Source organism: Pseudomonas sp. 18-147, assembly GCF_051048045.1.
Lineage (GTDB): Bacteria > Pseudomonadota > Gammaproteobacteria > Pseudomonadales > Pseudomonadaceae > Pseudomonas > Pseudomonas aeruginosa.
In genome coordinates this window covers 4,718,035-4,742,476 of the sequence record NZ_CP182296.1, presented here as the reverse complement: position 1 = coordinate 4,742,476, position 24,442 = coordinate 4,718,035, and the positions used below count along the sequence as shown (strand labels likewise).

General features: G+C 66.6%; 22 protein-coding genes. 9 read left to right on the top strand and 13 right to left on the bottom strand.

Translation table 11 applies throughout. The annotated features are described in order from the left end of the window. Positions 1-50: 50 nt before the first annotated feature. Both ACM0M4_RS22470 and ACM0M4_RS22465 read right to left on the bottom strand, forming a co-directional pair. On the bottom strand, positions 51-1,235 hold the full coding sequence (locus ACM0M4_RS22470) for an acetate kinase (protein ID WP_003085814.1): 1,185 nt from the start codon (positions 1,233-1,235) through the stop codon (positions 51-53). Further along, positions 1,235-1,573 (bottom strand): DUF3565 domain-containing protein, encoded by a 339-nt coding sequence (locus tag ACM0M4_RS22465; RefSeq protein ID WP_003109430.1) that lies wholly within the window; start codon positions 1,571-1,573, stop codon positions 1,235-1,237. The genes ACM0M4_RS22470 and ACM0M4_RS22465 overlap by 1 nt, the downstream gene beginning before the upstream one ends. Between ACM0M4_RS22465 and ACM0M4_RS22460 the strand changes: the two genes are divergently transcribed. The 5 genes from ACM0M4_RS22460 to ACM0M4_RS22440 all read left to right on the top strand — a co-directional run bounded on the left by ACM0M4_RS22460 (position 1,542) and on the right by ACM0M4_RS22440 (position 5,759). Next, positions 1,542-2,027, top strand: a complete 486-nt coding sequence (locus ACM0M4_RS22460) for an FKBP-type peptidyl-prolyl cis-trans isomerase (protein WP_003085816.1) — start codon at positions 1,542-1,544, stop codon at positions 2,025-2,027. The two genes, ACM0M4_RS22465 and ACM0M4_RS22460, sit on opposite strands and share 32 nt — an antisense overlap. Before the next feature lie 205 nt (positions 2,028-2,232). Next, positions 2,233-2,715, top strand: a complete 483-nt coding sequence (locus ACM0M4_RS22455) for a glutathione peroxidase (protein ID WP_003109429.1) — start codon at positions 2,233-2,235, stop codon at positions 2,713-2,715. A 150-nt stretch (positions 2,716-2,865) separates the two neighbouring features. Then, the gene (locus tag ACM0M4_RS22450) at positions 2,866-3,456 is read left to right on the top strand and encodes a TetR/AcrR family transcriptional regulator (protein ID WP_016263829.1); all 591 of its coding nucleotides are present in this window, start codon (positions 2,866-2,868) and stop codon (positions 3,454-3,456) included. Positions 3,457-3,496: 40 nt separating this feature from the next. Then, on the top strand, positions 3,497-4,609 hold the full coding sequence (locus ACM0M4_RS22445; protein WP_003120762.1) for an NADH:flavin oxidoreductase: 1,113 nt from the start codon (positions 3,497-3,499) through the stop codon (positions 4,607-4,609). A 190-nt stretch (positions 4,610-4,799) separates the two neighbouring features. Further along, positions 4,800-5,759: a DegV family protein gene (locus ACM0M4_RS22440; protein ID WP_003114223.1), complete on the top strand. Its 960-nt coding sequence runs from the start codon at positions 4,800-4,802 to the stop codon at positions 5,757-5,759. Positions 5,760-5,762: 3 nt separating this feature from the next. Here ACM0M4_RS22440 and ACM0M4_RS22435 read toward each other — a convergent pair whose 3' ends face one another. The 6 genes from ACM0M4_RS22435 to ACM0M4_RS22410 form a co-directional block, all read right to left on the bottom strand. Next, entirely contained in the window at positions 5,763-6,983 is a 1,221-nt protein-coding gene (locus tag ACM0M4_RS22435; RefSeq protein WP_003116486.1) for a glycosyltransferase family 4 protein, read from the bottom strand. 87 nt (positions 6,984-7,070) lie between these two features. Next, on the bottom strand, positions 7,071-7,694 hold the full coding sequence (plcR, locus tag ACM0M4_RS22430) for a phospholipase C accessory protein PlcR (protein WP_034051742.1): 624 nt from the start codon (positions 7,692-7,694) through the stop codon (positions 7,071-7,073). A gap of 17 nt (positions 7,695-7,711) precedes the next feature. Next, positions 7,712-9,904: a phosphocholine-specific phospholipase C gene (locus ACM0M4_RS22425; protein WP_049308763.1), complete on the bottom strand. Its 2,193-nt coding sequence runs from the start codon at positions 9,902-9,904 to the stop codon at positions 7,712-7,714. Between the two features lie 341 nt (positions 9,905-10,245). Next, positions 10,246-12,258: a ceramidase CerN gene (gene cerN, locus ACM0M4_RS22420; protein WP_108689595.1), complete on the bottom strand. Its 2,013-nt coding sequence runs from the start codon at positions 12,256-12,258 to the stop codon at positions 10,246-10,248. Positions 12,259-12,635: 377 nt separating this feature from the next. Then, the gene (gene cysZ / locus ACM0M4_RS22415; RefSeq protein WP_003116482.1) at positions 12,636-13,376 is read right to left on the bottom strand and encodes a sulfate transporter CysZ; all 741 of its coding nucleotides are present in this window, start codon (positions 13,374-13,376) and stop codon (positions 12,636-12,638) included. An 84-nt stretch (positions 13,377-13,460) separates the two neighbouring features. After that, positions 13,461-15,416 (bottom strand): sensor domain-containing diguanylate cyclase, encoded by a 1,956-nt coding sequence (locus tag ACM0M4_RS22410; protein ID WP_014603210.1) that lies wholly within the window; start codon positions 15,414-15,416, stop codon positions 13,461-13,463. 184 nt (positions 15,417-15,600) lie between these two features. Between ACM0M4_RS22410 and ACM0M4_RS22405 the strand changes: the two genes are divergently transcribed. The 3 genes from ACM0M4_RS22405 (at position 15,601) to ACM0M4_RS22395 (ending at position 17,957) form a co-directional block, all read left to right on the top strand. After that, positions 15,601-16,200, top strand: coding sequence for a peroxiredoxin (locus ACM0M4_RS22405; RefSeq protein ID WP_003085842.1), 600 nt, complete (start codon positions 15,601-15,603; stop codon positions 16,198-16,200). 133 nt (positions 16,201-16,333) lie between these two features. Beyond that, complete coding sequence (gene trxB, locus ACM0M4_RS22400; RefSeq protein ID WP_003114229.1) at positions 16,334-17,284, top strand: thioredoxin-disulfide reductase; 951 nt, start codon at positions 16,334-16,336, stop codon at positions 17,282-17,284. A 253-nt stretch (positions 17,285-17,537) separates the two neighbouring features. Then, positions 17,538-17,957, top strand: a complete 420-nt coding sequence (locus ACM0M4_RS22395; RefSeq protein ID WP_003085846.1) for an MAPEG family protein — start codon at positions 17,538-17,540, stop codon at positions 17,955-17,957. Positions 17,958-17,967: 10 nt separating this feature from the next. Here ACM0M4_RS22395 and ACM0M4_RS22390 read toward each other — a convergent pair whose 3' ends face one another. The 5 genes from ACM0M4_RS22390 to ACM0M4_RS22370 all read right to left on the bottom strand — a co-directional run bounded on the left by ACM0M4_RS22390 (position 17,968) and on the right by ACM0M4_RS22370 (position 23,714). Beyond that, positions 17,968-18,930 carry a threonine dehydratase gene (locus ACM0M4_RS22390; protein ID WP_003114230.1) on the bottom strand — a complete coding sequence of 321 codons (963 nt, stop codon included), beginning with the start codon at positions 18,928-18,930 and terminating at the stop codon, positions 17,968-17,970. A 176-nt stretch (positions 18,931-19,106) separates the two neighbouring features. Further along, positions 19,107-20,276, bottom strand: a complete 1,170-nt coding sequence (cbpD, locus tag ACM0M4_RS22385; RefSeq protein WP_003145647.1) for a chitin-binding protein CbpD — start codon at positions 20,274-20,276, stop codon at positions 19,107-19,109. A gap of 279 nt (positions 20,277-20,555) precedes the next feature. Further along, positions 20,556-21,179, bottom strand: a complete 624-nt coding sequence (locus ACM0M4_RS22380; protein WP_003085852.1) for an NAD(P)H-dependent oxidoreductase — start codon at positions 21,177-21,179, stop codon at positions 20,556-20,558. Next, entirely contained in the window at positions 21,172-22,566 is a 1,395-nt protein-coding gene (locus ACM0M4_RS22375; protein WP_003085854.1) for a class II fumarate hydratase, read from the bottom strand. Before ACM0M4_RS22375 ends, ACM0M4_RS22380 begins: the two co-directional genes overlap by 8 nt. A gap of 128 nt (positions 22,567-22,694) precedes the next feature. Next, on the bottom strand, positions 22,695-23,714 hold the full coding sequence (locus ACM0M4_RS22370) for a DUF2804 domain-containing protein (protein WP_003114233.1): 1,020 nt from the start codon (positions 23,712-23,714) through the stop codon (positions 22,695-22,697). Positions 23,715-23,881: 167 nt separating this feature from the next. On the opposite strand from ACM0M4_RS22370, the gene ACM0M4_RS22365 reads away from it, so the two are divergent. Then, positions 23,882-24,430 (top strand): DUF2059 domain-containing protein, encoded by a 549-nt coding sequence (locus ACM0M4_RS22365; protein WP_003120754.1) that lies wholly within the window; start codon positions 23,882-23,884, stop codon positions 24,428-24,430. Positions 24,431-24,442: the final 12 nt, after the last annotated feature.

Genomic DNA, 24,442 nt, shown 5'->3' with positions numbered 1-24,442 from the left:
AGCCGTGCGTTTGGCCACGCCGCCTGGTTGGGCGGGGGCGTCGATCCAGTTCAGTCGAGCAGGGCCAGCGTGTCGAGGGCGATCTGCCGCTCTTCGTTGGTCGGGATCACCAGTACCCGCGGATGCCCCGCGGCCTGGATCGGCCCGGCGACGCCGCGCACGCAGCGGGCGTTGGCCTCCTGGTCGAGGCGCAGGTCGAACAGCCGCAGGTGGGCGGCGGTCTTGGCGCGCACCAGCGGCGAGTTCTCGCCGATGCCACCGGTGAAGATCACCCCGTCCAGTTGCGGCAGGGCGCAGCTCATCGCCGCCAGAGACTTGGCCAGGCGGTAGCAGAACACCTCGATCGCCAGGGCCGCGCCGGGGTGGCCCTGCTCGCGCTCCTGCTCCAGGGTGCGCATGTCGTTGGACAGGTCGGAGAGGCCGAGCAGGCCACTTTCGTTGTTCAGCATCGAGTCGATGCGCTCCAGGCTCCAGCCCAGGGTCCGCGCCAGGTGGCTGTGCAGGTTGGGGTCGACGTCGCCGCTGCGGGTGCCCATTACCAGGCCTTCCAGCGGGGTCAGGCCCATGCTGGTGTCGAGGCTCTGGCCGTTGACGATGGCGCAGGTCGAACTGCCGTTGCCGAGGTGGGCGCTGAGCCAACTGCTGTCGCCGACCGCCAACCCGGCCATTTCCGCGGCGCGGTGGCTGACGTAGCGGTGGCTGGTGCCGTGGAAGCCGTAGCGGCGTACGCCATGCTCGCGGTAGAGGGCTTCCGGCAGGGCGTAGCGGTAGGCGTGCTCCGGCAGGCTCTGGTGGAAGGCGGTGTCGAACACGGCGACGTGGGGCAGCTTGGGAAACAGCGTCATCGCTGCCTCGATGCCTTGCAGGTTGGCCGGGTTGTGCAGCGGCGCCAGCGGCGCGGTGGCCCGGATCGCCTCGACCACCCGGTCGTCGATGCGCGTGGCATGGGTGAACAGCTCGCCGCCATGCACCACCCGGTGGCCGATGCCGTGGAGCTTGCCGCCCGCGGCGTTCTGCACCATCGGCAGCAACTGGGCGAGGGCGGCGCGGTGGTCGGCGTTGGGAATCATCAGGCTGTCGCTGTCGCCGCCGCGCTTCCAGCGCAGCACCGCATCGCGGCTGCCCAGGCGCTCGGCGAGGCCGTGCAGGGGAAACAGGGAGTGGGCCTCGTTGACCAGGGCGAACTTGATCGACGAACTGCCGCAGTTGATCACCAGTATGTTGCGTGAGGGCATCACTGCTCCTTGGTCTGCTCTTCTTCTTCCCGGGCACACCAGCCGCAGCGAAATTCGCGGCCGAGCTGTCTGTGCCGCTCGTTTTCGTCAAGGACCCAGGCGCGCGATTGCCAGGGCGGTTGGTGGCGCAGGTGTTGAGTATGGCCACAGGACAAGACTGCCACCCAATGGCCTTCCTCGTCCTGATGAAAATCAATCACCCGCGACGGCGCTCGCGCGCCCCGTTCATCAGGGGCGCGGTCGCTTTCGGGGCTATTGATGCGTACACTTACGCATTCATCTTCTTTATCGAAAAGGTTTCGAACCATGCAGATCGCGGCCAACAAGGCGGTTTCCATCGACTATACCCTGACCAACGACGCCGGGGATGTCATCGACAGTTCCGCTGGTGGCGCGCCGCTGGTCTACCTGCACGGTGCCGGCAACATCATCGTCGGCCTGGAGAAGGCCCTGGAAGGCAAGAACGTCGGTGACGAACTGAGCGTCGCCATCGAGCCGGAAGACGCCTATGGCGAATACAGCGCCGAACTGGTCGCGACCCTGACCCGCGAGATGTTCGAAGGCGTCGACGAACTGGAAGTCGGCATGCAGTTCCACGCCTCGGCTCCGGACGGCGGCATGCAGATCGTCACCATCCGCGACATCGACGGCGACGACGTGACCGTCGACGGCAACCATCCGCTGGCCGGCCAGCGCCTGAACTTCAAGGTCAAGGTAGTCGACGTGCGCGAGGCCAACGCCGAGGAAATCGCCCACGGCCACATCCATGGCGAAGGCGGTCACCACCACTGATCGGCGTTCATTCGCCGATTGATGGCCTGGGCCGTCCGCCGGCGGAACTGCTAAGCTGGTATAGCGAAAGGCGCCTGTGGGCGCCTTTCGCGTCATGCGCCATGCCTGGGCTCTTTACCCCGTCCCTGGGGATGCGCCGCAGCCAGGGTTCTTGCCCGGTGCGGGGCTTGGCACGTTGTGTCGCTGAATGCGCAAGGAGTACGTCATGAGTGCCTTTCACGATCTCACCCTGCAGGGGTTGGATGGACAGGACCTGCCGCTTTCCCCGTTCAAGGGCAAGGTGCTGCTGGTGGTCAATGTCGCCTCCAAATGCGGCCTGACACCCCAGTACGCCGGCCTGGAGAATCTCTACCAGACCTACCGCGAGCGCGGTTTCGCGGTGCTCGGCGTGCCCTGCAACCAGTTCGCCGGGCAGGAGCCGGGCAGCGAGGCGGATATCCAGTCCTTCTGCAGCCTGAACTATGGCGTCAGCTTCCCGATGAGCGCCAAGGTCGAGGTCAACGGCAGCGCGCGGCATCCGCTCTATCGCCTGCTGGCGGGCGAGGGCGCGGAGTTTCCCGGCGACATCACCTGGAACTTCGAGAAATTCCTGCTCGGTCCCGACGGTCGCGTGCTGGCGCGTTTCAGCCCGCGCACGGCGCCGGACGATCCGGCCCTGGTGCAAGCCATCGAGAAGGCCCTGGGTTGATCTCCCGCGGGACGCGTTCGCGTCCCGCCGCTTCCTTTCCTGTCTTGCGCCGCTTCATGACGCAACGCGATAAGCCCCTGCCTGTAACGCCTGATCACCGCCGTTGATAATGCTGGGCGGACGAGACGACCGGTCATATTCTCTCGTTCCATGACTAGCAACCGACTCGACAAGCGCGAACTGATCCTGGCCAAGGGCTCCGAGGTCATGACCCGACGTGGCTACCACGGCACCGGGGTGCTGGAGATCGTCCAGGCCGCGCGCATCCCCAAGGGCTCTTTCTATCACTACTTCGATAGCAAGGAAGCTTTCGCCCAGCAGGCCCTGGAGCACGTCTACGCGCCGCGCCTGGCGCGCTACGCCCAGGCCCTCGGCGATAGCCGCTTCAGCCCGTGCGAGCGGGTGCTGCGCTACTACGGCGAGCTGCTGGAGCACTTCGCCCGCCAGGAAAAGCCCGAATACCACTGCTTCATCGGCAGCCTGAGCTTCGAGATGGCCGAGCTGTCGCCGCCGATCGCGGCCAAGGTCGAGTCGATCCTGCAGGCTTCCGCGCGAATCCTCCAGGACTGTCTGGAGCAGGCGCGCGAGGCCGGCGAACTGGCCGCCGACGAGGACTGCGCGAGCCTGGCCGGCTTCATCGGCTTCGCCTGGCAGGGCGCCCTGGCGCGCTTCAAGGTCGGCGCCGGCCTCGCTCCGCTGAATGCTTTCATGTCGCGCCTGGAGCTGCTGCTCCGCGCCTGATACCTGCCCGAACCTCCCATTCCCCCTCAGGAGTCCGTCCATGAGTGCCCCCGTAGAAGCCCTGTTCCAACCGTTCCGCCTCGGCGCCCTGGAACTGCCCACCCGTGTGGTGATGGCACCGATGACCCGCAACTTTTCCCCCGGCGGCGTACCCAACGCCAAGGTCGTCGAGTACTACCGCCGGCGCGCCGCCGCCGGCGTCGGCCTGATCGTCAGCGAAGGCACAACGGTCGGCCACAAGGCCGCCAACGGCTATCCGAACGTGCCGCGCTTCTATGGCGAGGACGCCCTGGCCGGCTGGAAGCAGGTGGTCGACGCGGTGCATGCCGAGGGCGGGCGCATCGTTCCGCAGCTCTGGCACGTCGGCAGCGTTCGGCGCCTGGGCGTGGAGCCGGACGCCAGCGTGCCCGGCTACGGCCCGATGGAGAAGGCCAAGGACGGCAAGGTGCTGGTCCACGGCATGAGTAAGGCCGACATCCAGGACGTCATCGCCGCCTTCGCCCAGGCCGCTCGCGACGCCCAGGCGATCGGCATGGACGGGGTGGAGATCCACGGCGCCCACGGCTACCTGATCGACCAGTTCTTCTGGGAAGGCAGCAACCAGCGGGACGACGAGTACGGCGGCAGCCTGGCCAATCGCTCGCGCTTCGCCGTCGAGCTGGTGCGGGCGGTGCGCGCGGCGGTCGGCGCGGATTTCCCGATCATCTTCCGCTTCTCCCAATGGAAGCAGCAGGACTATTCCGCGCGCCTGGTGGAAACCCCGGAGGGCCTGCGCGAGTTCCTCGCGCCGCTGGTGGAGGCCGGCGTCGATATCTTCCACTGCTCGACCCGCCGCTTCTGGATTCCCGAGTTCGAAGGCTCGGAACTCAACCTGGCCGGCTGGACCCGCGAGCTGACCGGCAAGCCGACCATTACCGTGGGTAACGTCGGCCTGGACGGCAGCGAGTTCCTGCAATTCTTCGGCAAAACCGACGAGGTGGCGCAGCCGGCGAGCATCGACGGCCTGGTGGAGCGCCTGGACAAGGGCGAGTTCGACCTGGTCGCGGTGGGCCGCGCGCTGCTGGTGGATCCGGAGTGGGCGGTGAAGGTCCGCGAGGGGCGTATCGGCGACATCAAGCCGTTCAGCCGCGAGGCCCTGGCCAGCCTGGTCTGAAGGCGCGTCCGCGACGCACCGGCCCGGCGCCGCGCCGGCAAGCAGATCCCACCCCTCGGGGTGGGATTTTTCATGGCCGTGATTTTTTCCGAAAACCCGCCGTGCGGCCGGCTGACTTCAAAGTCCGAAACCGGCATTGTATGACCGCCAACACAACAATAGGCCGAGAAACGGCCAGAGGAGCGAATCCATGCGTATCGGCCTGGTGGTCGACGCGACCTGCGACCTGCCGCCCGAATTCCTCGCCGCCCACGGCATCCGCGTGATGCCGATCGGGATCCGCCTGGGCGAGCAGCGGCTCATCGATCGACGCGACCCCGACACCACCCTGAGCTTCTACCGCGACCACCTGCCCAAGGTCGGTAGCAAGGACGGCAGCCAGCCGCTCTCCGCCGCCGAGTTGCAACAATGGTTCCTCGACGAACTGGTGACCGACTTCGACTACGTGGTCTGCCTCACCGTCGACAGCCTGCGCAGTCCGATCTTCGAGCACGCCACCCAGGCCTCCTTCGGCCTGCTCCAGCACTACCACGAGCGCCGCCACGCGGCCGGCATCGCCGGTCCCTTCACCCTGCGCGTACTCGACAGCCACTCGGTGTTCGCCGGCATCGCCTGCCTGGCGGCCGAGGGCACGCGCCTGCTGGCGCAGGGCAGCCACCCCAACGCGCTGCGTACGCGCCTCGAACAGCTCAGCCAGCAGACCTGCACCTACCTGGTCGCCGATGACCTGGGCCACTTGCGCCGGCGCGGCTTCCAGAAGGGTGATCGCAGCGGTTTCGTCGACCGGGTCAAGGGCGCGGCGCTGGGGTTGGGCTCGCTGCTCGACGTCAAGCCGGTGTTCAGCCTGGCCGATGGCGAGGACAAACCGGTGGCGCTCTCGCCGAGCTTCGAGAAGTCGGCGGAGAAGCTGTTCGGCTATGCCCTGGCGCGGGTACAGGCGGGTGAGCTGCTGGCACCGCAACTGGGTCTCAGCTATGCCGGCGATCCGACCGCGCTGCGCGACCTGCCGGGCTTCGCCGCGCTGGAGAATGCCTGCCGCGAGCGCGACATCCACTTGCACCTGGGCATGCTCAGCCCTACCGGCGGCATCAACCTGGGCGCCGGGGCCATGAGCCTGGGCTTCATCGCCACGCCGAAAGCCTTTGCCTGAGAGCTACTCGCGGCTGCGTGGCAAGGCCCCGCCATCCTCTGCCGGCGGCCGCTCGGGCTTCGACCGAGCGGGCTGGACCAGCGGACTGGCGCAGGCGTCTTCCAGGTAGTTCTGGAAGTGCTCGACGATACTGTCCCAACCTTGCCGGCTGGCGTGTTGGCGGGCGTTGAGACGGACCCGGCGCAGGCGTTCCTGGTCGTCCAGCAGCCAACTGGCGACTTCGACGAAGCCGCTCTTGTCGCCCGGCGCGGCGAGCACGCCGTTGTGCCCATGGCGGATGTGCTGGCCGGCGGCGGCCTGGTCGAAGGCGACCACCGCGAGGCCGGCGGCCTGGGCTTCGAGGACCACGTTGCCGAAGGTCTCCGACAGGCTTGGGAAGAGGAACAGGTCGCCCGAGGCGTAGTGGGCGGCCAGGGTTTCGCCGCGCTGGACGCCGCAGAACAGCGCTTCGGGCAGGTCCCGTTCGAGGTGCCTGCGCTCCGGCCCGTCGCCCACTAGTACCAGGCGCAGCTTCAGCTGCGGATGGGCGGCGCAGAGCGCGCGGAAGGTGCCGCCGAGCAGGCCGAGGTTCTTCTCTGCCGCCAGCCGGCCGACGTGCAGCACGGCGATGTCCTGTTCGCCCAGGCCCCAGCGCCGACGTAGTTCGGGATCGCGCCGGGAGGGATGGAAGAGTTGGCTGTCGACCCCGCGGGAGAGCAGGTTGAGACGTTCGAAACCGCGCCGCTGCAATTCCATGCGCTGGCTGCCGCTGGGCACCAGGGTCATCTGCGTGCGGTTGTGGAACCAGCGCAGGTAGCCGGTGACCAGCCGGGTCAGCGGACCGAAGCCGTAGTGCTCGCTGTACTGCTGGAAGTTGGTGTGGAAGCCGCTGACCGCCGGGATGCCCAGGCGCCGCGCGGCGCGCAGGGCAGAGAAGCCGAGCGGGCCTTCGGTGGCGATGTAGAGCACGTCCGGGCGCTGGCGCTTCCAGCAGCGCAGCAGCTTGTGCAGGCTCGACATGCCCCATTGCAGGCCGGGGTAGCCGGGCAACGGCCAGCCGCGGGTCAGCACCAGCTCGGCGTCGCTGCGCCGGCCGTCGTCGCCGGGCTGGCGCGGGCGCACCACCTGGACCCGATGGCCAAGCTGCTGGAGACCGGCATGCAGGCGCCCCAGGGTATTGGCGACGCCGTTGACTTCCGGTGGGTAGGTTTCGCTGATCAGGGCGATGCTTAGAGGTCTGCTCATGACGTCAGTGTCGACCGACGCCGTGTAGCGGATGTGAAGTTTTGGTGACGCTTGCGTGACGGCGCCCCTGTCGGGGCGCCGTGGATTTCAGCGTTGCAGCAGGCGTGGGTTCTCCTCGCCGAAGATCTGCTTGCGCAGGGCCTTGAGGTGTTCGTCGATGGCGGCGTGACGCTGCTCCTCGCCGTCGACGCTGGCGAGCACCTCGGCGATCACCTTGTCCGACTCTTGCGCGTATTCGCGCAGTTGCTCTTCCTCGCCAGGCGTCGGCGCTTGCTGCTGGACGGAGGCGTTGTCCTTGAGCGCCATCCAGATCTCGAAGTCGAGCGCCTCGCGGCGCCTGGCATCGGCCTCCACATAGGGCGTCAGACGCTGGATCTCCTCGAAGGTCTGGCGCGGATCGGCGCCGACCGCCACCTCGCGCTTGAGCTGTTCGATCAGGCCTTCGGCGGCCTGCTTGCGTTCGATCTCGGACATCTGCCCGGCGTTGCGGCCGAACTCGCCGAGTTGCTGTTCCAGGTTGTCGGGAGCGGTGGCTGTATTCATCTCGGGGGCTCGGGAAGGAATGGAAGGTTTTGCCGCCGGTGTGGCCTGCGGGGGAGACGCGAAGGGCGCGACGGGCGCCGGCTCCGATGGGTAAAACAACAGGACGGCGCCGATGGCCGTGCCGCAGAGCAGCAGGGCCAGCAAGGTCCAGGTCAGGGTAGGTCTCATGCGATGGACTCCTCGCTTCAGGTCGCTGCGATGTCGAGCAATGGATCGCTCCTGCTCGGCTTGCCGGTCTCGACGTGTCCGGCCAGGCGGCGGAAATAGTTGGCTTCCGTATTGCTGGCGGTCACGCTGAGGTCGTACCAGCCCTGGCTGCTGCGTAACAGCCACACTTCACTGATCGCCTGGTTCGGTTCGAGTTCATAGCGACGGCTGCCCTCCCGGGTATAGGCCGGGTTCGGCGTCACCGTCACGCTGCACGGCAGGCGGCCGAGATTGCGGATGTTCAACTGCAGGTTGCCGTTGCGTTGATAGGTGACCGATACCTCGGGCCGCGCCATCTGCGCGGCGAGATGCAGGTTGCCGTGGAACTCGCGGAAGAAGCCGTTGGGGCCGTGCACCTCGAAGGCGTAGCGGCCGTTGGCGTCGAGCAGGTCGTCGAGTTCGTCGTTGAGGGTCCGGCCCAGTTCCTCTCCGCTTTCCTGGACCACCGGATAGCTGGTCACGGTATAGAAGCGCGGATTGCCGACTTCCCGCGGCTGCACCTGGAATACCGCAGCGGAGTGTCCCTGCGGATTGCCCGGCAGGCTCATGCCGTCGTTGCCCAGGGTCAGGCGCAGCTTGCCGGCGGCGATGTCGAGGGCCAGCGTGGCGTGCAACTGGTAGGGCACCGCGAGGGTAGGGCGCTGGCCCTTTTCCTGGCCGGGCAGGCTCTTCGGCTCGTAGGACCAGTACTTGGGACTGGGCCGGTAGAACTGCTGCCAGTAGGCGTCCTCCTTGCGCGCGTCGCTCTGCGGGACGTTGGTCAGGTCGGGGGCGACCTGGGTATCGCCTGCGCCCTGGAAGTCGAACAGCGAAGTCAGGTCGCCGCAGACGGCACGCCGCCAGGGCGAGATGTTTTCCTCGACGACGCCGAAGCGGCGTTCGAGGAAGCGCAGCACCGAGGTATGGTCGAACACTTCGGCGCTGACCTTGCCGCCCTTCGACCAGGGCGAGATGGTGATCAGCGGGACGCGGTGGCCGAGCCCGATGGGCAGCCCGCTGGATACCTCGATCTCGCCGGCGGTGCTGACCGTGGAAAGGCCGACGCCATCCTTCCACGGCGGCACCGGGGCGCTGGCGTGGTCATAGAAGCCGTCGCCCTCGTCGTAGTTGAGGATGAACACGGTCCTGGCCCAGACCTCGGGGTTGCTGGTCAGCGCCTCGAGCACCCGGGTCACGTAGTACTCGCCGAACGAGGGGCCCCACCAGGGATGCTCGCAGTAGCAGTAGGGCGCGACGATCCAGGACACCTGCGGCAGCGTGTTCTCCTGCACATCCTTGCGCAACTGGTCGACGCCGCGGGCGAGCATGGCGCGCTGCCAGAGGTCCGAATCGCGCGGAGCGTTCTTGAAGTTCCTGAACCAGGCGAGGGCGTTGCAGTCATAGTTGTTCTGCTCCTGGAGCCGGTATTTCCAGTAGGCGTCGACGTACAGGTACCAGAGTGACGAGGAGCGGTAGCCGCCTTCCTGGTAGACCCGCCAGTCCACGCCAGCGGCGCTTAGCCGCTCGGGATAGGTGGTCCAGTCCACCGTGCCGCTGGCGCCGATGGTGCCGTCGCCCATGTCGTTGCCGATGTGTACGTCCTTGCCGTCGCCGCTGGGGGCGGCGCGTCCGCTCATGTGGTAGAGGCGGTTCGGATTGGTCGGGCCCATCATCGACTGGTGGTAGGCCTCGCACAGGGTGAAGGCGTCGGCCAGGGCGTAGTAGTAGGGAATGTCGCCGCGCTTGAAGTAGCCCATGGCTTCGGGGTACTGCACCGCCATCCACTTGTCGTTGCGGCCCTGGTTCCAGATCGCGTGGAAGGCCGACCATTCATGGTTCTGCGAACTCACCCACTGGGCGCTGGTGACCTTGGTATCCCAGTGATAGGGGGAGAACTCGTACTTGTAGTTCTGGTACCAGACCGGCTTGCCGTCCTGGCGCTTGAGCGCGCGAGGATCGTTGAAGCCGCGGACGCCGTTGAGGTGGCCGAAGTAGTGATCGAAGCTGCGGTTCTCCTGCATCAGGATGACCACGTGCTGGACGTCCTGGATGGTTCCGGTGCGGATGTCCGGCTCGATGGCCAGGGCGCGCCGGAGCGTCTCCGGGAACAGCCCGGAAAGGCCGGCCAGGGTAGCGGCCTGGGCGCCGTGCTTGAGAAAGGTTCGACGGCGGAATTTCCAGTTTTCGGTCATCGTTTTATTTCCCGGGTGGTTTTTTGATTTCCATCAATCTGCGTACTTCTTGTTTCGAGATGATTAATCGTCTTCGCTGTTTTTCCGGCAGGGAATACAGCGAGCCGATGGTTTCATGGCGATAATTTATCGGTTGATCCCGAAAGCGACTTCGATATGACCTTGAGCGACAACTTGAGAAGTTTTTCGGGATAAAAACAAAGGGCATGGAAATGGAGTTCCATGCCCTTGTCGGCTGAATGAAAGGTCACTTGTTCATGTGTTTTAAATCACATTTTATTTGACGACTTTCATGCGTCATAAAGTTGGCTGGCGAATCTCGCAACCTTGGCTGGAGCCCGCTAGGGAGTGGTGCCGAGTACCTCGAAGGAGCGGGTCGAGCCGCCGATTTCGCTGATCTTCTGGGTCCAGAAGTTCTTCGCGTTGCCGTAGTGCCTGATGTAGTAATGGCCGGGCTCGGTCCCTGGTGGAATGGACCAGTTGATAGTCGCTTTCGAGGCAGATATACCCACTCTCTCCCAGCGGTATTGAGTATCCCAGTCATTATCGGTGGCAACGGTCACGGCCGTCTGTTTGCCATCCTTGCCGATATTCACCACTTCCAGGAAAGTCTTCTCGGTGCGCAAGTCATTCTTCGGATGTCCGGTCACGAAAGCGACGGTCACCTTGTCGCCGATGCGATAACTTTCCCTGGGTTGTTGCAACACGTCGCCGAAGGACTTGCCGATATAGGGATCATCGGCCACTACTCCGGTCTGGAAGTTCATCTGGCAGCAGGACAGGTCCGGCGCTATCGCCGAGGTTTCCACCGGCAGGCGTTCGCGCAGCGCCACCGCCATGTCGACGAACAACTGCTGGTAGGCGGCCTGGGTCCAGGGGCCATAGAGGGTCGAGCCGCCTTCGTATTCCTGGGCGGCGTATTCCTCGCGGGTGGTGACGTAGCTGGCATAGGCATTCGCGTAGCCATTGAAGACCACATGGCGGATACCGGCCGCTTCGCTGGCCGCCTGCACCGCGCGGCGGATCCGCACCCCGGCCATCACGGTGAACTCGGCGGGGGCGCCGAGCAGTTCCAACTGGCCGATGCGGAACATCTGGATCGGCAGCACCGTCGGCGTCCAGGGGTAGGGTTTCTTGTTGCCGGTGTCGGCGAGGATGGTCTTTTCCGCCTGGCATTGCACCAGTTCCTGCGGCGGCACGCCGGTGAGCAACCCGCCAAGGGCCGAGAGGAACGGATTGTTGCCTTCCTCCAGCCCCAGCGGGCCTGGACCGTCTTCGGTGCTACCGGCGGCCAGGCTGGTGCCGATGGCCGCGGTGCACAACTGGCGCGGCTGGCCGTCGGTGAACTCCGGGCGGATCGGCAGGCGGGTGAAGTCGACGAAACGGAAGCGCGAATCCAGTTCGCCGAGCACTTCCTCCTGGGCCTGGCCGGCGATCTCGTAGGCCTTGGCGAATTGGCGCAGACCGATCTCGCGGGTGTTGTCGAACTCGTTGTCGAAGGGACCGGAGCCGGGCTTCAGGTTCAGGTTGGGCGACAGGTTGCCGGCATTGGTCTGGGCGAAGGCGGCGACGAAACCGCTCTTGCGGCTGACGTCGTGCTCCCAGTGATAGGAGGCGTAGCCCTTGTTGTCCGGGGAGATCAGGTGATTGGCGTTGGTCATCGAGGTGCTGTGCACCGGGAACCAACTGATCGCGCCGGCCAGCTCGCCGTTGGCGTCGACGAAGCTGAGCACGCTCATCTGCGGGTCGATGCCATCCTCGTAGCCGGCGATGTCCGGATTCTTCAGGTGCGACAGCAGCGAACGGTTGCGGCTGGCGTTGCGCAGCTCGCCGCTGCCGTAGAACAGGCGGCCGGGCTGCAACCTGGCCTGGGCCCGCTCGATGGAGCGGACGATGCCGTCGACGATGGCGTTGAAGGTCTTTTCCTGGAAGCCGAGCACCGACAGGTTGTACATCGCGTAGTGGGAGAAGCCGCCCGGACCGGAGTGGGTGTGGGTGGCGGCGAGCATCACGTTGTTCTCGTCGTAGACACCGGGGTACTTCGCCTTGAGCCGGGCCAGGACCTTCAGGTGCACGGCCTGGAAGATCATCCCCAGGTCGGTGTTGACGTAGACCAGGCGACGTCCGCTGGCCGCTTCCTCGATCACGAAGGCACGCGCCCACTGGCGCATGTGGATGCCGGCGGTCTTCTGTTCGAGGGAGGAGTAACCCATCATGCCGACTTCGGCGGCTTCGCCGGTGATGTCCGCCTTGCCCAGGCCGAAGCGGTAGGGCAGGTCGTCGGCCCTGGCAGACATGGAGAGCGCCAGCAGGACGCAGGACAGCAAGAGCGCGGTGAATGCGGAACGTGACATGGCGACCCTCTTCTTGTTTTCCGCCGCTGGGCGGGCTGGGGACGGTGGTCATCGAAAGCGGGCCGGAGCCTGCTTCGCCTGGTTGCCACTGTAGTGCCAGGGTGGTGGAGTCGAGGGGGGCGTAGCGGACAGGAAGGGGGTGAGCGCCGGCCATCCTGCATGGACGGCAAGGCAGGCGGGTAAAAAAAGGCCGCCTGCGTGGGGAGGCACCGGCGGCCAGTCGGTTCGGCAGCGTCGAGCCGGTCTGCAAGGGCTGGCGCAGGTCTCGGCTGCGGCCTGCGCCGACGCTCCCGAGGGCATTCGTAGTGTGCCCGACGCCGGCTGTCAGGGCGCTGACGCCCGCCTGACAATGCCGACAGCGGACACCGGGCGCATGCTTATTTCACCAGCGCCTTCTCGCCTTCCTCGCGGACCCAGAACAGGGTGGCGCCGGCGACGGCGGCGGGCATCATGACCAGGTTGACCAGCGGGATCAGCAGCGCCAGGTAGGTCACCCCGCCGAAACCCATGCACGCCCAGCGCTTGCTGCGCAGCCAGGCGAGCATCTCGTTCCAGCCGAGCTTGTGGTTGTCCGCCGGATAGTCGATGTACTGCACCGCCATCATCCAGATGCCGAAGAGGATCCACAGCGGCGTGGCGATCAGGTTGACCCCGGGCACGAAGCTCAGCACCAGCAGCACCAGCGCGCGCGGCAGGAAGTAGGCGAGCTTGCGCATCTCGCGACCCATGGTGCGCGGGATCATCGCCAGCAGTTCGGCCCAGCTGAACGGCGGGAAGTCGTCGCGGCCGCGAACCACCACCTCGACCTTTTCCGAGAGGAAGCCGTTGAACGGCGCGGAGATGATGTTGGCGACCATGGTGAAGGTGAAGAACACGATCACCAGCACCAGCAGGACGAACAACGGCCAGACGATGTACTGCAGGAAGCTCAGCCAGTCGGGCAGGCTGGGCATCAGCAGGTCGACCCAGTGGCTGAACTGCTGCATCGCGAAGCCGATCAGCAGGGCGAACACCAGCAGGTTGAGGGTCAGGGGGATCAGCACGAACAGGCGCAGGCCGGGACGCATGATCAGCTTCAGGCCTTCGCCGAGGTATTGCGGGCCGCTCAGGGCTGGCATAGGGAATGGTTCTCCGATGGGATGCGGGCTGAAACCTTAGCAGACTGGCGAAAGCCCGCGACAGAGCCTGTTTGACCGCGCATTTCAGGCTGGCGCCTGGTACAGGCAATAGTGGTTGCGCTGGCGCTTGGCCTCGTACATGGCGCTGTCGGCGGCACGGACCAGTCCTTCGGCATCGCCGGCATGCCGCGGGTAGAGAGCGATGCCAATGCTCGGGGTGACGAAGTCGATGCGTTCGCCATTCAGCGCGATCGGTTGGACCAGCGCCGCCAGCAGGCGTTCTGCGAGGCGCTGCGGATTGTTTTCCTGGCTGTCCTCGAGGAGCACGGCGAATTCGTCGCCGCCCAGGCGGTAGGCCTTGTCCGGCTGCCGCAGGGTGCTGCGTACCCGTTCGGCGACGGTCCTGAGGAGGGCATCGCCGATGTCGTGGCCGAAGCGGTCGTTGACCTCCTTGAAGCGGTCCAGGTCCAGGTACAGCAGCGCCAGTTCGCTTCCGCCGGAGCCGGCGCGAAGCAACGCCTGGCCGAGCTGTTCGTCGAAGGCCTTGCGGTTGCCCAGGCCGGTCAGCGGGTCGCGGTAGGCCATTTCCAGCAATTGCTGCTGGTAGGCGATCTGGTCGCTGACGTCGCGGACGATGCCGCGGTAGCCCCGTAGTTCGCCCTGCAGGTCGTGGATCAGCGAAACCGTGGCCTCGAAGTAGCCGAGGCTGCCGTCGGCGCGCTGCAGGGGGATGGCGAAGGTCTTGCCTGCGCCGCTCTGCATGGCGCGCTGGAAGGGTTGGCGGGCACGCGCCAGGTCGTCTTCGCCGAGCAGTTCGTAGTAGGGATGGCCGATCAGCGTTTCGCGCGTCTGGCCGAGCAGTTGGCAGAGCGCGGGGTTGACGGTGAGGATCACGCCGTCGACGTCCATTTCGAAGTAGCCGTCGCGCATCGACTGGAGGATCGCCCGGTCGCGCGCCTCGCTGTGTTCCAGGCGCTCGAGCATCTGGTTCATCTCGCCCGCCAGTTGTCCCAGCTCGTCGTTGCCGAAGTCGCTCAGGCGTATCGAGTGGGCGTTGCGTCCGACTTCGGCGACCTCCCGGTTGAGCCGTTGGACCCGGCGCAGGACCCACAGCTCCAGGGCCAGGTAGCCGACCAGGAAAGCGCCCAGCGCGACCAGCAGGGAGGCGCCGAGGAAGAAGTTGATGGCCTTCTCGCCCTGGATGTAGAGCAGGCGTTTCTTGGTGATGTCGAAGCGCAGCTGCGGCTCGCCGCTGGAACTCAGGTACTGCACCGAGACCTGCTGGACATGTTCGCCGATGAACCGCCGTGGGCTGAGCAGGGCCTGGTTGTGGGTACTGCCGCTGCGGCTGCGCATCGGCTTCCAGGTGGAGTCGGTGGCGATGTTGGGCATCGGTTGCAGGTCGGCCTGCATCTGTTCGCGGAGGTTGGCCAGGCGTTCCCGGTCGAGGAAGTAGCCGGCGAGGATCGCGCCCTTCGCCGGCGCGCTACCCTGGTTGTTGCTGATAGGCACGCTGACCAGCAGGGTCGGCAGGTTGTCGACCAGCAGCAGCTCGCTCAGGCTGTGGTCGGTGCGTCCGCGAAAGTCCAGCGCGCCGAGGCGGATGGCGCGTTGCTGCAGTGCCTCGAGCAGGGCCTGGTCGCTCGCCGAGGGGGCGCCGAAGAGCACGCGCTGGTCGGGCGCGGGCGGGGACCACTGCTTCAGTTGCAGGTGACCCCGGTCGTCGAGGAACAGGACGAAGTCGAATCCCAGGTCGTCGAGCATCTCGTGGTCGAGGTTTTCCTGTTCGAAGGTCTCGTTGGGGCGCTGGATGAAGTCGTAGCTGGCATCCCACCAGGCGTAGGTGCGAACGATGTCCAGGTGGCGCTTCAACTCGAAGTCCAGCCGGTTGTGCAGGACGGTGGCGCCCTCTTGCAGGCGTTGCTGGTCCTCTCGGTCGAAACGGCTCAGCAGGATGCTTTCCGACAAGAGCCAGATACCGCCGAGACTGGCGGCCAGCAACGGCAGGAACAGCCAGAGCAGGCGTGTGCGTAGGGGCATGCGGTGAGGACGGGTAATGGGCGACAGCATGAGTCTAGCCGCAGGTTGAGAGCATAGGCTGACTCTATCGTGCGAATTGAAATTCGACATTTCAATGCATCGTCGTGGCTGGGTAACCTGCGCTGCATATTCTTTCGGGAGCCTGGCGTCGCCGGGCGCAACCCAACCTTCTAGGAGCCTCGCGATGAGCGTACTGGTCAACAAGCAAGCCCCCGATTTCACTGCCGCCGCGGTCCTCGGCGACGGTTCCATCGTCGATGCCTTCCAGCTTTCCAGCCTGCGCGGCAAGTACGTCGTACTGTTCTTCTGGCCGCTCGACTTCACTTTCGTCTGCCCCTCGGAAATCATCGCCCACAACAACCGCATGGATAAGTTCCGCGAGCTGGGCGTCGAGGTGGTCGGTGTCTCCATCGACTCGCAGTTCACCCATCACGCCTGGCGCAGCACGCCGGTGGAGAAGGGCGGCATCGGTGCGGTCGAGTTCACCATGGTCGCCGACGTCAAGCACGAGATCACCCGCGCCTACGGCATCGAGCACGAGGACGGCGTGGCCTTGCGTGCTTCGTTCCTGATCGACCGCGCCGGGGTGGTCCAGCACCAAGTGGTGAACAACCTGCCGCTGGGGCGCGAGGTGGACGAGATGGTGCGCCTGGTCGAGGCCCTACAGTTCACCGAGGAACACGGCGAGGTCTGCCCGGCCGGCTGGCGCAAGGGCCAGAAAGGCATGAAGGCGAGCGCCGAGGGCGTGGCCTCGTACCTGGCCGAGAACGCCGAGGCACTGTGATCCCGATGCCGGGCGCGAAGTGTGCCCGGCCGACCTTTTCCCGGGGCGACCGCTCCTTCCAAGCCTTCCCCATGTGCTTTGGTGGCCCCGTTTTTATTCGCGCCGACGCTGATGTCGGCAGGAGTCCGACGAGATGCCCGATACCCTCCGCCACGCCCGAGTGATCATCCTCGGTTCCGGTCCCGCCGGTTACAGCGCGGCTGTCTACGCCGCGCGCGCCAACCTCAAGCCGCTGCTGATCACCGGCATGCAGGCCGGCGGCCAGTTGACCACCACCACCGAGGTCGACAACTGGCCGGGCGATCCCCACGGCCTGACCGGCCCGGCACTGATGCAGCGGATGCAGGAGCACGCTGAGCGCTTCGAGACCGAGATCGTCTTCGACCACATTCATGCCGTGGACCTGGCCGGCAAGCCGTTCACCCTGCGCGGCGACAATGGCACCTACACCTGCGACGCACTGATCGTCGCCACCGGTGCCAGCGCGCGCTACCTGGGGTTGCCGTCGGAGCAGGCGTTCATGGGCAAGGGCGTGTCGGCCTGCGCCACCTGCGACGGTTTCTTCTACCGCAACCGCGAAGTGGCGGTGATCGGCGGCGGCAATACCGCTGTCGAAGAGGCCCTGTACCTGGCCAACATCGCCAGCCGGGTGACCCTGGTGCATCGTCGCGAAACCTTCCGCGCCGAGAAGATTCTCCAGGACAAGCTGCAGGCGCGGGTCGCCGAAGGCAAGATAGTGCTCAAGCTCAACGCCGAGGTCGATGAGGTGCTTGGCGACACGATGGGCGTCACCGGCGTGCGCCTGAAGACCCGCGATGGTGGCAGCGAGGAGATCGCCGTGGATGGCATGTTCGTCGCCATCGGCCATACTCCCAATACCTCGCTGTTCGAAGGGCAACTGGCCCTGAAGGACGGCTACCTGGTGGTCAACGGCGGGCGCGAAGGCAACGCCACCGCGACCAACGTACCGGGTGTGTTCGCCGCCGGCGACGTGGCCGACCACGTCTACCGCCAGGCGATCACCTCGGCCGGCGCCGGCTGCATGGCCGCGCTGGATGTGGAGCGCTATCTCGATTCGCTCTGATGAGAAGACAGCCCTGAGTGCTGCGTGCAAGGAAGGCCCCGCTTCGGCGGGGCTTTTCTTTGTCCGTTCGGAAGGCCGCGGGCAGTGGGTCGTCCGGTTACGCATACGCCGACGGCGTACATCGGGGCCGAGCGGCGTGCCGGCAGAACACGACTTAAGGACGGCGGACTGCGAATAGAGCAATTGCTCTAGCCGGCCTAGAATCCAGACGCTTCATCCTTCCCACGACAACACAATAGAAGGAGCGTCATCCATGTTTCTCAGCCCTAGCGCGATCTGCCTGCTCGGCCTGATCGCCTGGACCCTGTTGCTGGTCTTCCTGCTGGTCAGCCAGCGCGGCCTGCTGGTACTCGGCGGGCGGATGGCGGTGAACGCCTTCGCCGCCGATGGCAGCAACACGCCTGGCGGTTTCGGCCAGCGGCTGGTGCGAGTCCATGCCAACTGCGTGGAGAACCTGCCGCTGCTGGCCGGCGCGCTGCTCTACGCGATCGCCAGCGGGCAGAGCAGCCTGACCGACCCGTTGGCGCCACTGGTGCTCGGCGCCCGGCTGTTCCAGTCGCTGATGCACCTGGTCAGCACCTCCGCGCTGTTCGTCTGGCTGCGTTTTGCCGGCTTCTTCGTGCAGTTGCTGGTGCTCGCCTGGTGGCTGCTGCTCCTCGCGGGGCTGGCCTAGCGGCGCCGGCTCAGTCGCCGGCGGCCAGTTGCTCGGCGAATACCTCGCGGTCGACGTTCGCTCCGCTGAGGATCAGGCCTACCTTCAGCCCCTTCAGGCGCTCGCGCTCCTGCCAGGCGGCGGCCAGCGCCGCCACCCCGGCGCCCTCGGCGACGTTGTGGGTGCTGGTGAAGCACAGGCGCATGGCCGCGCCGATCTCCCTGTCGCTGACCCGCACCAGGCGATCGGCGCCGGCCAGGATCATTTCCAGCGCGCTCGGGTCCGGCGTACTGCACGCCATGCCGTCGGCCAGGCGGGTGTCGACCGGGTGGCTGATCGCCGTGCCGGCCTCGAACGACAGGGCGTAGGCCGGCGCATGGGCGGACACCACGCCGACGATGCGGGTCTTCAGGCCCAGCGCGTCGCGCGCGGCGATCAGGCCGCAGATGCCCGAACCCATACCGATCGGCACGTAGACTTCGTCAAGGTCGGCCAGCGCGGCGAACAACTCCAGGCTGTAGCTGGCGACCCCGGCCACCAGCCAGGGATGGAACGCCGGAATCAGGTGCAGGCCTTCGCGCCGGGCGCGCTCGGCGGCGTATTCGCGGGAGGCCTGGAAGTCCTCGCCGTGCTCGATCAGCTCCGCGCCAAGGCTGCGCATCGCCGCGTTCTTCTCGCGGCTGTTGCCGTGCGGGACGACGATGATCGGCTGGATGCCGTAGCGGCTCGCCGAGAAGGCCACCGACTGGCCGTGGTTGCCGCGGGTCGCGCTGATCACGGCGGCCGGCCGCTCGCCCTGGTGCGCCAGGTGGTGGAAATACACCAGGCCGCCGCGCAGTTTGAAGGCCCCCACCGGCAGGTGGTTCTCGTGCTTCATCCACACTTCGCAACCCAGTGCCTCGCATAGCAGCGGCCAGCGTATCTGCGGCGTCGGCGGCAGGCTCTGGTGGACGATGGCGGCGGCCTGTTGGAGGGCGGCGAGAGAAAAAGGCATGCGTGGTTTCCCCGTGCTGGTGGTCGGACCAGCCTAGGGAGCGCACGGCAGATTGAACAGGCACACGTAGCCAGGGTTTCGCCGGGGGACTGTACCGTTGCGCGGATTCGCCGTCTCGCGGCGGGTGCCTGGCGGCGAAAACGACTGCCGCCCGGAGCGGGCGGCAGTCGAGGGCGTTACAGCAGGGTCCAGGCGTCCTGCCAGGCCATGCCCTTGCCCGGGGCGTAGTAGAGGTCCCAGCCCTTGCACCAGCCGGAGTTCGGGTAGGGCTTGCACTGGTAGCGCTTGCCATCGGCACCGCGCACTACGGTCCCGGCGTCGTATTGCTGCAGGCCTTGCGGATAGTCGAAGTCGACCTTGCCGTCGCCGCCCGGTTGCTCGCCGCCGCCCTCGACCGGCAGTTCGATGTCGACCTGGAAGCGGTAGCCGGCCTGGCGCACGTAGACCTGGTTGTCCTGCGAGCTGGCCACCGGGCTGACCGCCCCGTAGGCATCCAGTACGCCGACGTTGACCAGGGTGGAGTCCTGGTTGACCTTCTGCGCCAGCGCCAGCGGCCATTGCTTGGCACCGTTGGTGCCCTGGGCCAGGGTCAGGCTGTGACGCTGGGCGTCGCGGCCCTGGGCATCGAACAGACGCAGGGTGACGGTAGCACCGGCTGGCAGGTCCTGCTGCGCGCGCAGGTTGCCCAGCGCTTGCCAGGGGTTGGCGACGGCGCCGCTGAAGCTCACGTCGATGCAGGCGTAGAAGGCTTCCGGGCTGTCCGAGCGCTGCCAGACGTTATAGATCACATGCTTGCCGGTCTTGCCCTGGGGCAGCGGGCAGTTCATCCGGTAGGTGCCGTTCTCCAGCTTGACGCTGGTGATCGAGCAGAACGGCGCGGGTTCCAGGTCGCTCCAGGCCAGCGGCTTCTCGGGGTTGTAGCCGTCCTTGGTGATGTAGAAGTCGAAGTAGCGGGTCGCGTGCGGCGCGCTGGCCTTGTAGACGAACTGGAAGTTGCCGCTGGCGTCCGGCGCGATGGCAGTGCTGGGCCAGTCGCTGCGAGCCAGGTTCAGGCCCTTGAACAGTGCCTTGCCGGCGCCGCAGAGCTGGCCGTCGGGGACCACCGCCTGGTGGTTGCCGTTGGCGTTGCCCTGGTTGACGCCATTCCAGTCGTACAGCGCCTGGGTGCCGCCGGCGGCGACGGCGGCCTTGCAGGCGGCCGACTTGGGATTCTCCGGACCTTCGAGGAAGCAGCCGTAGACCCGACTGGGCGGCGTTTCCATCGAGCCGTGGGCATGGGCTGCCTGGGGCAGGAACAGGGCGAGGGTGAGTGGCAGGAGTGCCAGGGTGGCTGAGTAGTGTTTCATGACAAGTCCTTTTTTCCAGAACCGGATTCATTTCGAAGCGGGCTGATCCTAGCCCTCGGTGCCGGTTTGAGGTCCCTACCAAATGTGACGGGCCGGTCAGATTCGCTACCCATTCCTGATGGATGTCGCGGAATGCAAAGCGGTCGGCACCCGCACTGTGAGCCGGTAGAGGCAGGCAAAGGGCCGCCATGGGGGCGGGGAAGGGAAGCCGGCGGGAAGGTGGCGGACCTGTCAGAACGATCAGTGTCCGCGCCCGGCCGCAGCCGGGCGGGAAGGGAACTAGACCTGGCTGCCGAGCTGTTCGGCGCGACGCAGCCAGCCCTGGCGCTGTTCCTCGCTGGAACTGCGCATCGGCGCGAACTCTTCCAGGCGGCGGGTGGCGATGCCACAGGCGCCGAGCACGCTGCGCACCATCTGCCGGTGCGCCGGCGGGCCCTTGAGGAAGCGCAGCCGCGACAGCGGCTGGTCGTGGCAGACCAGCAGGTCGGCGCTGCGCCCGCCCAGCAGTTGCTCCCAGTCCTTGTCCTGGGTGCCGCGGTAGCGGAAGGCGAAGCCCGGCTGCAGGGCGCGGTCGAAGAAGCCCTGCAGCAGCGCCGGCAGGCCGCCCCACCAGACCGGGTAGACGAACACCAGGTGCTCGGCCCAGTGGATCTGCCGCTGCGCTTCCAGCAGGTCGGGTTCGAGCACCTGGCTCTGTTCGTAGCCTTCGTGGAGGATCGGGTCGAAGGCCAGCTCGCCCAGCTTCAGTTCGCGCACCACGTGATCCTTGCTGCGCGCGCCCTGGGCGTAGCATTCGGCGAGCAGGTGGCAGAAGCTCTTGCGCTTGGGCGAGCCGACGATCAGCAGGATGCGCTTGCCGTCGCCTTCCAGTGGGGTGGCGCCGGTCTTGGCGGTTTCAACCATGGTGGCCGGCCTCCAGCATCTGCTCCGGCCGTACCCATTCGTCGAACTGCGCTTCGTCCAGGTAGCCCAGCTGCAGCGCCGCGGCGCGCAGGGTGGTGCCTTCGGCGTAGGCCTTCTTGGCGATTTCGGCGGCCTTGTCGTAGCCGATGTGCGGGTTCAGTGCGGTGACCAGCATCAGGCCGCGCTCCAGCAGGTCGGCCATGCGCTGGGCGTCCGGCTCCAGGCCGGCGACGCAATGCTTGTTGAAGTTGCGGCAGCCGTCGGCGAGCAGGCGGATGGACTCCAGCAGGTTGTAGACGATCACCGGCTTGAACACGTTGAGTTGCAGATGGCCCTGGCTGGCGGCGAAGGAAATCGTGCTGTCGTTGCCCATGACCTGGCAGGCCAGCATCGACAGCGCCTCGCACTGGGTCGGGTTGACCTTGCCGGGCATGATCGAGCTGCCCGGCTCGTTGGCCGGCAGCTTCACCTCGGCGAAGCCGGCGCGTGGGCCTGAGCCGAGCAGGCGCAGGTCGTTGGCGATCTTCATCAGGGCCACCGCCAGGCTCTTCAGGGCGCCGGAGAGGATGACCAGCGGCTCGTGGCCGGCCAGGGCGGCGAACTTGTTCGGCGCGGCGACGAAGGGCAGGCCCGATTCGGCGGCGATTTCCGCGGCGATGGCGTCGGCGAAGCCCTTCGGCGCGTTGAGCCCGGTGCCCACCGCGGTGCCGCCCTGGGCCAACTGGTAGACCGCCGGCAGCGCCGCGCGGATGGCGCGCTCGGCATAGTCGAGCTGGGCGACGAAGGCCGAGAGCTCCTGGCCGAAGGTGATCGGCGTGGCGTCCATCAGGTGGGTGCGCCCGGTCTTGACCAGGCTGGCGTGCCGCGCCGACTGTTCGGCGAGACCGCCGGAAAGCTCGGCGATGGCCGGCAGCAATTGTTCGTGCACGGCCTTGGCGGCGGCGATGTGCATGGCGGTGGGGAAGCTGTCGTTGGAACTCTGCGCGCGGTTGACGTGGTCGTTGGGATGCACCGGCGACTTGCCGCCACGCGGATTGCCGGCCAGTTCGTTGGCGCGGCCAGCGATCACCTCGTTGACGTTCATGTTGGTCTGGGTGCCGCTGCCGGTCTGCCAGACCACCAGCGGGAAGTGTTCGTCGTGGCGGCCTGCGAGGACTTCGTCGGCGGCCTGTTCGATCAGCCGGGCGACTTCCGGCGGCAGTTCGCCGAGGTGGTCGTTGACCCGCGCGGCGGCTTTCTTGATCAGCGCCAGGGCGTGGATCACGGCGAGCGGCATGCGCTGGCCGCCGATGGCGAAGTTCTCCAGCGAACGCTGGGTCTGGGCGCCCCAGTAGGCGTCGTCGGGCACCTCGATGGTGCCCAGGCTATCGGTTTCGGTCCGGCTCATGAGTGTTCTCCAGGGTGCGTATCCGGCAGTTTAGGCCTTCGCTCCCGCCTTGGGTTCCGCTGCCGTCGCTTCCTCGTGGGCATTTTTCGCCGCGCTGCGGGTCGGAAATAGATTGCCCGCCGCCGGCCTCACCAGCGCGCGCGGGTCGAACCGATCCAGCCGAGGGCGCCGTCCACCGGCACGCAGTCGCCGTCGTCGTGGCGCAGGGTGCCGTTGAAACGGCCGAACCACTGGCGGGTATTGGCATAGAACAGGCCGACGCTGGGCCGCGCCTGGTGCAGCTGTTCGGGACGGAAGAGCAGCTCGACGCGACCGCAGGCGCTGTCCAGGCGCCATTCGGCCAGCGGGTCGCGAGGCTCGCGGATGTGCACGTCGTCGAGCACGCGGCTGAGCTTGCCGCCGAACCACAGGGCGTTCTCGCGCAGGTCGCTGGCTTCGGTCCAGCCGGTGCCGAAGTTGCCGGCGATGCCGCCGGGGGCGGCGAAGGCGGCGCGGGTCCAGTAGGTATGCAGCGGCCAGACGCCGCGGCCGAAGTCCAGCGCGGCGAAGCTCTGGCCCGCCTGGCAGTCGTAGCGTCGGCGGCCGAGCTGCAGGCAGCCGCTGATCGGCAGGCCGAGCTGGCGGCTGCAGGCATGGAAGGTGTGTTCGCCCATCGGCACCACCAGGTTCACCGACTCCAGGTGCGACGGTCGTCGCACTTCCAGCGCCAGCTCCAGCGGCAGGCCACCGAGGTCCGGGGCCTGGCCGGTGACGCGCAGGCGCCCGGGCTGTTCGTCGAAGCGCAATTGCAGGCGGGGATGCTCGAAGGCATGGCTGGCCTGCGGCTCGTCGGGCAACTGGCAGCCGAGGCCGAAGAAGCGGATCTGCGTGTGCGCTACCGCCTGGCCGCTGTCCAGGTCGAGGAAATAGGCGGCGCCGTAGGTCAGGTAGTCGAGGTCGGCGATGGTCAGCGAGAGCATCCAGCCGGGGCTGACGATGCACCAGTGGTTCCAGCGCTTGCGCCGGCCGAAGTGGCCGGGGATGTGGCAGAGCACCCGCGGCCGGGCGGACCAGCCGACCGCCCGGGGATCGAGCCGGCCGTGGCCGTCGCAGAGGTTGCGCAGGGGCGGGGGCGATACGGCGAGGGTATCGGCGGCGGTTCCGTTCATCTAACACATCCATGTGACAGGCTGACGCAAGCATGCCGGCTGCGGAAGGAAGGCGGCAAGTACCCACTACAGAACTGATAGTAGACGGCATGGAGCGGGCGGGCGCCGGATAGGATTCTCCCGATATTCGGCGCCGCGCTTGAGCGGATTTCGAACTTAGGCGCAGAATGTCGGGTCCCACGGACACATCTACCCAACCTCAAGGATTTTCCATGACCCGTCTTCGCCTCATCGGCAGCGCCGTGCTGCTCAGCCTCAGCTCCATGGCCATGGCCGATTCCGCCAGCCAGGCCGAGCAATTCCTCAAGCTGGTCCATGCCGACAAGCTGACGGTCCCGGTCTATGCCCAGGTGCAGCAGATGCTGGCCCAGCGCTTCGCCCAGGCCAAGGCGCCGGAGAGCAAGAAGGCGGTTCTCGAGCGTTACCAGGCCAAGGCCAATGCCGAACTGGACCGCGCCATCGGCTGGGACAAGATCAAGCCCGAGCTGATCAAGCTCTACACCACCAACTTCACCGAGTCCGAGCTGAAGGACCTGAATGCCTTCTACCAGTCGCCGCTGGGCAAGAAGGTGCTGGAGAAGATGCCGCGCCTGACCGCCGAATCCGCCCAACTGACCCAGGCCAAGCTGCAAGGCGCCGTCGAGCCGGTGAACAAGCTGATGGCCGACATGGACAAGGAACTCGGCGTCGCCGCGCCGGCCCAGAAGAAAAAGTGAGTCGTGATTCGC